At 64.5% G+C, this 10,832-nt stretch carries 7 protein-coding genes; 4 read left to right on the top strand and 3 right to left on the bottom strand.

Features of this window, described 5'->3' with window-relative positions:
• The first annotated feature begins 16 nt into the window (after window positions 1-16).
• Window positions 17-1,145, top strand: a protein-coding gene (prfB, locus tag E4K09_RS05110; RefSeq protein WP_134495676.1) for a peptide chain release factor 2 whose coding sequence is annotated in 2 segments (ribosomal slippage) — window positions 17-85 and window positions 87-1,145 — 1,128 coding nt in all. Because the reading frame shifts where the segments join, the coding sequence is not laid out codon by codon here.
• A 145-nt stretch (window positions 1,146-1,290) separates the two neighbouring features.
• Here the strand turns inward: prfB and E4K09_RS05105 are convergent.
• On the bottom strand, window positions 1,291-1,755 hold the full coding sequence (locus tag E4K09_RS05105; RefSeq protein ID WP_134495674.1) for a peroxiredoxin: 465 nt from the start codon (window positions 1,753-1,755) through the stop codon (window positions 1,291-1,293).
• A gap of 157 nt (window positions 1,756-1,912) precedes the next feature.
• Between E4K09_RS05105 and E4K09_RS05100 the strand changes: the two genes are divergently transcribed.
• The gene (locus tag E4K09_RS05100) at window positions 1,913-5,386 is read left to right on the top strand and encodes a YhdP family protein (protein WP_134495672.1); all 3,474 of its coding nucleotides are present in this window, start codon (window positions 1,913-1,915) and stop codon (window positions 5,384-5,386) included.
• Between the two features lie 231 nt (window positions 5,387-5,617).
• On the opposite strand, the gene tyrS is transcribed toward E4K09_RS05100, so the two are convergent.
• Together tyrS and E4K09_RS05090 are read right to left on the bottom strand one after the other, a co-directional pair.
• On the bottom strand, window positions 5,618-6,880 hold the full coding sequence (gene tyrS / locus E4K09_RS05095) for a tyrosine--tRNA ligase (RefSeq protein WP_134495670.1): 1,263 nt from the start codon (window positions 6,878-6,880) through the stop codon (window positions 5,618-5,620).
• Window positions 6,881-7,141: 261 nt separating this feature from the next.
• The gene (locus E4K09_RS05090; protein ID WP_134495668.1) at window positions 7,142-7,798 is read right to left on the bottom strand and encodes an alpha/beta hydrolase; all 657 of its coding nucleotides are present in this window, start codon (window positions 7,796-7,798) and stop codon (window positions 7,142-7,144) included.
• A 234-nt stretch (window positions 7,799-8,032) separates the two neighbouring features.
• Between E4K09_RS05090 and E4K09_RS05085 the strand changes: the two genes are divergently transcribed.
• Both E4K09_RS05085 and sufB read left to right on the top strand, forming a co-directional pair.
• Window positions 8,033-9,205: a cysteine desulfurase family protein gene (locus tag E4K09_RS05085; protein WP_134495666.1), complete on the top strand. Its 1,173-nt coding sequence runs from the start codon at window positions 8,033-8,035 to the stop codon at window positions 9,203-9,205.
• Window positions 9,206-9,272: 67 nt separating this feature from the next.
• Complete coding sequence (sufB, locus tag E4K09_RS05080) at window positions 9,273-10,745, top strand: Fe-S cluster assembly protein SufB (protein WP_134495664.1); 1,473 nt, start codon at window positions 9,273-9,275, stop codon at window positions 10,743-10,745.
• The last annotated feature ends 87 nt before the right edge of the window (window positions 10,746-10,832 follow it).

Below are 10,832 nucleotides of genomic sequence, written 5' to 3'. Positions count from 1 at the left end.
CGGACCAAACGACGAAATGCGCGCCGAAATCGAACACCTCGTAGAAGAGACCAAGCAGTCAGTCGGGCTGCTGAGGAGGCATCTTTGACTGGGACAACGCCCAGCGCCGCCTCGCCGAACTGAACGCCCAAGCCGAAGACCCGAACCTCTGGAACGACGCGGAGGCCGCGCAGAAGATCATGCGCGAGCGCACGACGCTGGAGGATCAGATCTCCGCCATCAGGCGCCTCGAGCAGGAGCTCGATGACGCCATCACGCTGATCGAGCTCGGCGAGATGGAAGGCGACGAAGGCACGATCACGGAAGGCGAGGAGACCATCCGCAGCCTCCAGGAGGAAGCCGCCCGCCGCCAGGTCGAGACCCTCCTGTCCGGCGAGGCCGATGCCAACGACACCTATGTCGAAGTGCATTCGGGCGCCGGCGGCACCGAGAGCCAGGACTGGGCCAACATGCTCCAGCGCATGTATGCCCGCTGGGCCGAGCGCCGGAAGTACAAGGTCGAGCTTCTCGAAGTCACCGACGGCGAAGAGGCCGGGATCAAGAGCGCCACGCTTCTGATCAAGGGCCACAACGCCTATGGCTGGCTCAAGACCGAATCCGGCGTGCACCGCCTCGTGCGCATCTCGCCCTACGATTCCAACGCCCGCCGCCATACGAGCTTCGCCTCGGTGTGGGTCTATCCGGTGGTGGACGACCGCATCAACATCGAGATCAAGGAATCGGACTGCCGCATCGACACGTTCCGCTCCTCGGGCGCGGGTGGCCAGCACGTGAACACGACGGACTCGGCGGTGCGCATCACCCACATCCCGACCGGCATCGTCGTGGCTTGCCAGCAGGAGCGCTCGCAGCACAAGAACCGGGCGACCGCCTGGAACATGCTGCGCGCCCGGCTCTACGAAGCCGAGCTAAAGAAGCGCGAGGAGAAGGCGAACGCGGAAGCCGCCGCCAAGACCGATATCGGCTGGGGCCACCAGATCCGCTCCTACGTGCTGCAGCCCTATCAGCTGGTGAAGGACCTCCGCACGGGCGTGCAGTCGCAGACCCCACAGGACGTGCTCGACGGCGACCTCGATCCGTTCATGGAAGCTTCGCTCGCCCAGCGCGTCTTTGGCGGGGGCGAGGAGGTCGAGGACATCGACTAGAACTGTTTCCACTGACGTGGAAACAGCTCTCTTCTTTGGTTTGCCGCATTTTTGGTCAGCGAACCGGATCCACTTCGTCGAAAAATGCTCTAGCAAGGACAGGGGGCCGCTTCATCGAAGCGGCCCTTCTTCGTTGTCCAGCCTGTCAGAGCGCCCTGGCGGCGGACAGTACCTCCTCCGCGTGGCCCGGCACCTTCACCTTGTTCCAGACACGCGCGATCCTGCCCTCGCGGTCGATGAGCACGGTGGTACGCTCGACGCCCATGTATTTGCGGCCGTACATGCTCTTCTCGACCCACACGCCATAGGCTTCCAGCATGGCCTTCCCCTCGTCGGACGCGAGGGGAAAGTCCAGGTCATATTTCGCCCGGAACCTGTCGTGGCTCTTGAGGCTGTCGGGCGACACGCCGACGATCACGGTATGGGCCTCCTCGAATTCCTTGCGCAGGGCCTGGAAGTTCCTGGCCTCCAAGGTGCAGCCGCTGGTGTCGTCCTTCGGGTAGAAATACAGGACGACGTTCCTGCCCCTGAGGCTGTCGAGGGACAGCTCCGCCCCGCCGGTGGCCGGCAGAGAGAAAGCGGGAGCCTGAGTTCCGGGCGTCAGTTCCATCGTTCGCCTTCCTTTTGGCGGATTGTCCTGGTTGGAAACCTGTTGGTGTGCACGACGGGAAAGAGGCGGTCGCGGGAGGCCGCCGGGACGGTTAAGGTCCTGACTGATTCCTTCGCTGCCGCAATAGCGCAAGAACCGGGTTGCCGAAACCACAAGAATGAAAACATCGATCCGTACCATGCTGTCCCGGCAAGAACCGGCCCAACGAAGCCTTCTGAGGCGGCTGGTCCGTGGTACGCTCTACGTCAAGCTCGGGCTGATCGCCTTTCTCGTCGTGGCTGCGGGTCTGTTCTACCTGCGCCTGTCCATGGCGCCCCTCAGCTTCGGCCGCTTGCCGGAGCAGGTCGCGGAATCCCTGGCCTCGCGCATCGGACCGGGCTGGACCGTGGCGCTGCGCAACACGGCTATCGAGCTCCATGAGGGCATCCCGGCCCTGCGGGCCAATGGGCTCGATATTCGAGGGCCGAGCGGCGAACTCGTGGTCCGGGCTCCCTATGCCCTGGTGAGCGTCGATTTCCTGTCGCTCCTGACGGCCAATCTCCAGCCCAAGGCCATCCAGGTCCGGGACCTGCAGCTGCGGGTGCTGGTCAACCGGGACGGCTCGCTGACCTTCTCGCCCGTCCAGGCCTCGGACGAGGATCAGGCGCAGGCCGCTCCTGTGCCGGAGCCGGCGCCATCCCGGGAGGCCGCGGCCTCCCTGGCGGCCAGCGCCGACGGTCCATCCCAGGTGTCGGGCGCCGTCGGGTCCCTGTTCGACCTGATCGTGGGGCCTCGAAGCGTCCTGAACAGCCTCGGCCGGGCGCAGCTGACCAATGCGAGGCTCGTCTTCATTGACGCCGATTATCGCGAGCGAGCCCGCTTCGACCGGGTCGACGCAACCTTCGACTGGGACAAGAACGGTGGCCGGCATTTCTCCGCCACCGTCGAGGGTCCGCAGGGGCCATGGCGGCTCAGCGGTGATGCGAAGGCCGAGGGACAGGCGGCCTACCGCGGGGCTTTCTTGGCCGATTCCGCGCCGATCCAGGACATCCTGGTGCTGAGCGGCATGTCGAGCCTGCCCGCCGCCACCGACCTCGAATTCTCCGGTCGTTTCGACGTGGCCTATGCGGATGGCCGCGTGACCGAATTGAAGACCCGCCTCGACAGCAACGCGGGCGTCATCCAGATCGAGGACAAGGACACGTCTCCTCTGCCGGTGGATCAGGCGACCATCGTGGCCGAGTGGAACGAGGCCGAGAAGACGCTCAATCTGCCGACCCTCGAACTGAAGGGAGGCGACACCCGCGTCAGGCTCCAGGGGGCGCTGACGGTGCCGACGGCTCAGCACCCGTGGCGCCTGCGCCTCAGCGGCCGGGATCTCGTCTGGGCGGGCGCCGCTCCCGGCGATGCGCCGCTTCAGGTTGCCCAGATGGATGCGGACTTGTCCGGTCCGAACGGCGTCCTGCTCAACAGCATCAGGCTCCGAGGACCGGCCCTGCATGTGGATATCGGCGGCGCCTTGGCGGCCTCCGATGATCCGAAGGGCCTGAAATTCGATGTCACGGCCGCCAAGACCAATATCCGTTCCGCGCTCCGGATCTGGCCCGAGGCCGTCGCTCCTCCGGTTCGCCGCTTCCTGGTGGCCAACCTCAAGGGCGGCACGCTGGAGGATTTCAAGCTCAAGATCGCCATGACGGGAGCCGACGTCGAGCGGTCGATGGCGGGCGGTCCCATCCCCGACGAGTCGGTGAAGATCGATTTCGTGATCTCGCAGGGCACACTCCAGGCATCCGAAGGACTGCCGCCCGTCTCCCGGATGGACGTAACGGGCCGCGTGACCGGCACGAAGGTGACCTTGCGGGCTCCGACGGGCTGGGTGGACATGGCGGGCAACCGCAGCCTGAGTGCGTCCGAGGGTTCTTTCGCGCTCGACAATTACTGGGACGACAATGCCGTCGCTCGCATCGACTTTCGCCTCGCGGGAGGAGCGGACGGCGTCGGGGCCATGCTCCAGCAGCCGCTCGTCAAGGAAATTGCTGGGTTCGAGGTCGATCCGGCGGCCATGAAGGGCAGGGCGGACCTGCGGGTGGGCATCGGCCTTCCCGTCAACGACATTCCGGCCGTCGCCGACCTTCCGCTGAAGGTGGCTGGGACATTGAACGATCTCACGCTCGACAAGGTCTTCGGCAAGGAGAAGCTCGAAGGCGGCAACCTGACCATCGCCTATGACCGGGGCGACCTGTCGATCAAGGGGGATGGCAAGATCGGCGGCAGCGCAGCCGTCATCGACGTGCAAAAGAACCGGCAGGGCGGGCAGGCGAACGTTTCCTTCGCGCTCGATGAGGCAGCCCGCAGCAGGCGCGGCTTCTCGTTCGGCCCGCAGCTGACGGGCAGCGTCAATCTGAAGATCGGCGTGCCGCTGGGCAGCCCCGACGCAAGCGACGTGATGGTCGAGGCGGATCTGACGAAGGCCGGGATCGACCAGCTCATCCCCGGGTGGGTGAAGCCCGCCGGCAAGCCGGGCAAGCTCACCTTCACCATGCGCGAGGGACCGGAAACGGAAATCCGCGACCTGCAGCTCGACAGCGGAACCGTGCAGCTGCGCGGAACGGCGGCCTTGTCGAAGGACGGGGATCTCGAGAAGGCGGAGCTGTCCACCTTCAAGCTCTCGCCCGGGGACGACATGCGCGCCCAGATCGAGCAATCCGGCGGCGTCTACAAGGTTACCGTACGCGGCAATGTGGGCGATGCGCGGCCATTCGTGAAAGGCTTGAGCGCACAACCGTCGAGCAGGAACGGAAACGGGCAGAAGGAGCAGAAGGATTCCAAGGATTTCGACCTCGATCTCAGCCTCAACATCCTGACCGGCTACAACAACGAGGCGATCACCAACGCGGTGGTCAAGGCCTCGATGCGCAAGGAGGTTCTCCGGAACCTCGACATGAAGGGTCGCCTCGGCGCGACGAATGTCGCGGCCCGAACGGATACTCAGGGCAGGAACGGCTCCATCATCATCGTCCAGGCCGAGGATGCGGGTGCGCTGCTGCGCTTCACCGACGTGTACAAGCGCATGGTCGGCGGCAACCTCATCATCAACATGGCGACCGGGGAGGGGCAGCAGCCCGGAATCCTGCTGCTGCGCTCCTTCACCCTGGTGAACGAGCCGGCCCTGCGCCGGATCATCCCGACCCAGACCCAGATGGTCGCCGGCCAGGACAGGTCGGGCAATCCGCAGCTGGTGCGCGTGGATGTGAACGAGGTGACCTTCTCCAGGGCGCGGGCCGAGTTCACGCGCACCTCCGGCCGCCTCGATTTCCGCGATGCGGCGATCTACGGAAACCAGATCGGCTTCACCCTCGACGGGTTCGTCGATTACGGCCGCGATCGGATCGATATCTCGGGCACGTTCGTTCCGGCCTATGGCCTGAACAATGCGTTCGCCAAGGTGCCGCTGTTCGGGCCCCTGCTCGGCGGCAGCCAGTATGAGGGGCTGTTCGCCGTCAACTTCCGCGCCGCAGGGCAGGCGAGCGCGCCGAACCTGACGGTCAATCCGCTCTCGGCGGTCGCTCCGGGATTCCTGCGCAAGCTGTTCGGCGTCGGGACGGAGCCGCAGCAGAGCGATGCGCTGCCCACGGTCTCTCCCGATCGGTAGGGCGCGGAGCAACGGGCTGAGCCGGAGGCGCGCGCCAGCGGAAAAGGAAGTGGGCCGTCTGCCAGGGTGGCGGTGACGGGGGAGAGGCGCCCTGATCCCCTCAATCGTCATCCCCGGACTTGTTCCGGGGATCCGCCTCGACGGGCGTCTTGCTACCTAAGGCGTGGATGGCCGGGTCTGATCCCCGGGACGGCCATGACGGGGGAACGGGAGCATCGTCGATCCGACGTCCTACACCGCGCGCAGGAGCACGTGCTTCTTCTTGCCGAAGGACAGCTTGATGACGCCTTCGCTCGTGAGGTCCGAGAGGCCCAGGCTGCCGCGTTCGTCGGAGACCGTTTGATCGTTCACTTTCAGGCCGCCGCTCTTCACCTGGCGACGCGCCTCGCTCGATGAGGGAACGAGTTTCGCGTAGTCCGGACCGAAGGCGGTCAGCACCCCGAGACCTTCCTTCAGGACGCTGGATGGGACCTCGATGGTTGGGAGGCTTTCCGCGAGCGTGCCCTGCTCGAAGGTCTTCTGCGCCGTCTCGGCCGCCAGTTCGGCGGCCTCGCGGCCATGGAGAAGGGCGGTGGCTTCCGTCGCCAGCACCTTCTTCGCCTCGTTGATCTCCGCGCCTTGCAGGGCCGCGAGCTTGGCGATTTCATCCATCGGCAGGATCGTGAACAGCTTCAGGAAGCGGGCCACGTCCGCATCCTCGGTGTTGCGCCAGAACTGCCAGTAATCGTAAGGGCTGAGCATGTCCGCGTTGAGCCAGACCGCGCCGGAGGCGGTCTTGCCCATCTTGGCGCCGGAGGCCGTGGTCAGAAGCGGGCAGGTGACGGCGTAGAGCTGCGGGGTGCCGAGGCGGCGACCAAGGTCGATGCCGTTGACGATGTTGCCCCACTGGTCCGACCCGCCCATCTGCAGGATGCAGCCGTAACGCTTGTTGAGCTCCACGAAATCATAGGCCTGGAGGATCATGTAGTTGAATTCCAGGAACGACAGTTCGTGCTCCCGCTCCAGGCGCAGCCTGACGCTGTCGAAGGACAGCATGCGGTTGACCGAGAAGTGACGGCCCACATCGCGCAGGAAGTCGATGTAATTGAGCTTGGTCAGCCACTCGGCGTTGTCCACCATCATGGCATCGGCCTTGCCCTCGCCGAAGCTGATGAAGCGCGAGAAGACGGTCTTGATGCTGTCCTTGTTGCCCTCGATCTGCTCCACGGTCAGGAGCTTGCGGCTCTCGTCCTTGCCCGAGGGGTCGCCCACGCGGGTGGTGCCGCCGCCCATGAGGGTGATCGGCTTGCCGGCCCCGGTCTTCTGGAGCCAATGCAGCATCATGATCGAGAGCAGGTGGCCCACATGCAGGGACGGGCCCGTGCAGTCATAGCCCACATAGGTGGTCAGCCGGTTCTCGAGCGCCGCAGCATCCACGCCCTCGACGTCCGAGGTCTGGTGGATGAAACCACGCTCGGTGAGCACTTTGAGGAAATCGGATTTAGGCGCAGTCATGGCGATACTCGGTTGGGGCCAGAAGACCGCATCCCTGTACCAGTTTTGCCTGCTGCCGCAACCGCGCAGCGCTCATCCGGGCTGAAGTTTTCCGCTCCGCAACCACAAATCGTGTTCGTCGGTGACAAGCCAGGGCTTCAGTTCAGGATCGCGAACTACGCTCTTGCGAGCCTCACGGCCGATCATTCCCGTTCGTCTAGCCGCGCGGTCAAACGAAAAGGGCAGGCGCTAGGCCTGCCCTTTTCGTTTCGTGCTCACCTGTCAGGCAGCTTCTTCCGTCTTGCCCAGGCGCTTGTCGAGATACTCGTCCACGGCCACCATCAGCTCGTCGACCTTGCCGTCGAAGAAGTGATTGGCGCCCTCGACGACTGCGTGCTCGAGCTTCACGCCCTTCTGGGTCTTCACCTTCTCGATGACGCTGACCACGTCCTTGACCGGAGCCACCCGGTCCTCGGAGCCGTGCACGAAGAGGCCGGAGGACGGGCAGGGGGCGAGGAACGAGAAATCGTAGCGGTTGGCCATGGCGGCGATCGAGATAAAGCCCTCGATCTCCGGGCGGCGCATGAGAAGCTGCATGCCGATCCAGGCGCCGAAGGACACCCCGGCGATCCAGCAGGCGCGGGCGTCCGGGTTCATGGACTGAGCCCAGTCGAGCGCGGCCGCGGCATCGGACAACTCGCCCTGGCCATGATCGAAGGAGCCCTGGCTCCGGCCCACGCCGCGGAAGTTGAACCGCAGGACCGAGAAGCCGCGCTTCACGAAGTCGTAGTACAGGTTGTAGACAATCTGGTTGTTCATCGTCCCGCCGAATTGCGGGTGAGGATGCAGGATGATGGCGATGGGAGCGCCCTTCTCCTTGGCCGGCTGATACCGCCCCTCGATTCGGCCGGCGGGACCCGTGAAAATGACTTCAGGCATATACGCGAACCTCTTGATCGCCTCTCTATAAGGAGAGGGAAACCCCCGTGCGACCTTGACTCCAGGTCTCGGATTCCCTTAAGAAACCCTTAGAATATTTCTAAAATGTTCCGATGTTTCATTTCTATCCGACGGCTACGGCCTTCGGCGAAACATGGGCACATGTGGTTGCGGTGCTTTAACACGGCAACCAGGGTCAATTGCAAGAATTTCGTGAGGCCTGAGACGGCAGCCATGGCGACGAGCCTGCGCACATATCTCGACCACAATGCCACGTCGCCCCTGCGGCCCGAGGTGGCGGAGGTGGTGCTGCGCGTGCTGCAGCTGCCTGGGAACGCTTCCTCCGTGCATGCGGAGGGCCGTGCGGCCCGGGCCGAAATGGAAACGGCGCGGGCTGCCATTGCCAGGCTCGTCGGCTCCAAGGCGAAGAACGTGATCTTCACCAGCGGCGGAACCGAAGCCGCGAATCTCGTTCTGACTCCATCCTTCCGTCGCCTCGGGCAGACCGGCGCGACGCGCCTCCTGATCGGAGCGACCGAACACCCTTGCGTTCTCCATGGCCATCGCTTTGCTGCGGAGAGAACCGGAATCATCCCGGTCGACGGGCGCGGAATCCTTGATCTGGCTTGGCTCAGGGCCCATCTGGAGGCTGCTGGCGGCGAACGGGTTCTGGTTTCTGTCCAGTTGGCCAACAACGAGACCGGCGTTCTGCAGCCGATCGCCGAGATGGCCCGCCTGGTTCACGAGCATGGCGGGCTCGTCCATACGGACGCGGTGCAGGCGGCGGGCCGGGTGCCGGTCGATCTCCAGGATCTCGGCGTCGACGCGCTCACCCTTTCCGCCCACAAGTTCGGCGGGCCCAAGGGAGCAGGGGGCCTGGTGCTGGCCTCCGATCAGTATGAGATCGGCGAACGGCTGATCCGTGGGGGCGGCCAGGAGAAGAATTACCGGGCGGGCACCGAGAACGTGGCCGCCATCGCAGGTTTCGGCGCCGCGGCCGAGCTCGCCCTTGCGGGGCTGGAGCAGGAGGCCGCGCGGCTCCGGGAACTACGCGACGAGGCGGAGGCTCATGTGCGCCGGATCGCGCCGGACGCTCTTGTTGTGGGTGCGGGCGCTGAACGGTTGCCTAACACCTTGGCCTTTGCCATACCCGGTCTCAGGGCCGAGACGGCATTGATCGCCTTCGATCTGGCGGGGATTGCCCTGTCCTCCGGTTCGGCCTGCTCGTCCGGAAAGGTCAAGCGATCGCATGTGCTCGACGCCATGGGCGTGGAGCCTGCCCTCGCAGAGGGGGTCTTGCGTGTGAGTTTGGGGTGGTCGACCACGAAAGAGGACGTCTTTCGCTTCGCGGAGGCGTGCGAAAAGGTGGCCGGCACCTTATATAAGCGGAAGGCGAGCGCGGCCTGAAAGCCCCGCCGGTTTCCATGTCATATCAACCCGCGGCCCTTGAAGCCGTGAGTGGTGGGAGAGACAGATGCCTGCAGTGCAGGAGACGATCGATCAGGTTCGATCGATTGACGTCGATCAGTACAAGTACGGCTTCGAGACCGAAGTCGAAATGGAAAAGGCCCCGAAGGGCCTCTCCGAGGATGTGATCCGCTTCATCTCGGCCAAGAAGGGCGAGCCCGAGTGGATGCTCCAGTGGCGCCTCGACGCCTACAAGCGCTGGCTTACCATGAAGGAGCCGAACTGGGCGCGCGTGTCGTACGACAAGATCGATTACAACGACATCTATTACTACGCCGCTCCGAAGAAGAACCCGGCGCCCAAGTCCCTCGACGAGGTGGACCCCGAGATTCTCAAGACCTACGAGAAGCTCGGCATTCCGCTGCGCGAGCAGGAGATCCTGGCGGGCGTGGAGCCCTCGAGCCGTGTCGCCGTGGACGCGGTGTTCGATTCCGTGTCGGTCGCTACCACCTTCAAGGAAGAGCTGAAGAAGGCGGGCGTGATCTTCATGCCGATCTCGGAAGCCATCCGTGAGTATCCCGACCTCGTTCGCCAGTATCTCGGCTCGGTCGTGCCGGTGACGGACAACTTCTTCGCGACGCTGAACTCGGCGGTCTTCACCGACGGCTCGTTCGTCTATATCCCGCCGGGCGTGCGCTGCCCGATGGAGCTGTCCACCTACTTCCGCATCAACGAGAAGAACACGGGCCAGTTCGAGCGCACCCTCATCATCGCCGACAAGGGCTCCTACGTCTCGTATCTCGAGGGCTGCACCGCGCCGAAACGCGACGAGAACCAGCTCCACGCCGCCGTGGTCGAGCTGATCGCCCTCGACGATGCCGAGATCAAGTACTCGACGGTCCAGAACTGGTATCCGGGCGATGCCCAGGGCCGGGGCGGCATCTACAACTTCGTGACGAAGCGCGGCGATTGCCGCGGGAAGAACTCGGTCATCACCTGGACCCAGGTGGAAACCGGTTCCGCCATCACCTGGAAGTATCCGTCCTGCATCCTGCGTGGCGACAACTCCCGCGGCGAGTTCTACTCGATCGCCGTGTCGAACGGCATGCAGCAGGTCGATTCCGGCACCAAGATGATCCATCTGGGCAAGAACACCACGAGCCGGATCATCTCGAAGGGCATCGCGGCGGGCAAGTCCGAGAACACCTATCGCGGCCTGGTTTCCGCGCACCGCAAGGCGACCGGCGCGCGCAACTTCACGAACTGCGACTCGCTTCTCATCGGCAATCAGTGCGGCGCGCACACGGTGCCTTACATCGAGTCGAAGAATGCGACCGCGGTGTTCGAGCACGAGGCGACCACATCGAAGATCTCGGAAGATCAGATGTTCTATTGCCAGCAGCGCGGCCTCTCCGAAGAGGAAGCGACGGCGCTCATCGTGAACGGCTTCGTGAAGGACGTGCTGCAGCAGCTCCCCATGGAGTTCGCGGTGGAGGCTCAGAAGCTCATCTCGATCTCGCTGGAAGGCTCGGTCGGCTAGTCAACGGACGAAACGTGGATGCCCGGGACAAGCCCGGGCATGACGCGAAACCTTCATGGCCCGTCGTGGCCGGACGCGATCCGGCCG

This window comes from Microvirga pakistanensis, assembly GCF_004458765.1.
GTDB lineage: Bacteria > Pseudomonadota > Alphaproteobacteria > Rhizobiales > Beijerinckiaceae > Microvirga > Microvirga pakistanensis.
This window is presented reverse-complemented; position numbering and strand designations above follow the sequence as displayed.

Coding starts and splice junctions, on each gene's coding strand:
- E4K09_RS05105 (WP_134495674.1), bottom strand. CDS start 1,755: ATGGAACTGACGCCCGGAACTCAGGCTCCCGCTTTCTCTCTGCCGGCC.
- E4K09_RS05100 (WP_134495672.1), top strand. CDS start 1,913: ATGAAAACATCGATCCGTACCATGCTGTCCCGGCAAGAACCGGCCCAA.
- tyrS (WP_134495670.1), bottom strand. CDS start 6,880: ATGACTGCGCCTAAATCCGATTTCCTCAAAGTGCTCACCGAGCGTGGT.
- E4K09_RS05090 (WP_134495668.1), bottom strand. CDS start 7,798: ATGCCTGAAGTCATTTTCACGGGTCCCGCCGGCCGAATCGAGGGGCGG.
- E4K09_RS05085 (WP_134495666.1), top strand. CDS start 8,033: ATGGCGACGAGCCTGCGCACATATCTCGACCACAATGCCACGTCGCCC.
- sufB (WP_134495664.1), top strand. CDS start 9,273: ATGCCTGCAGTGCAGGAGACGATCGATCAGGTTCGATCGATTGACGTC.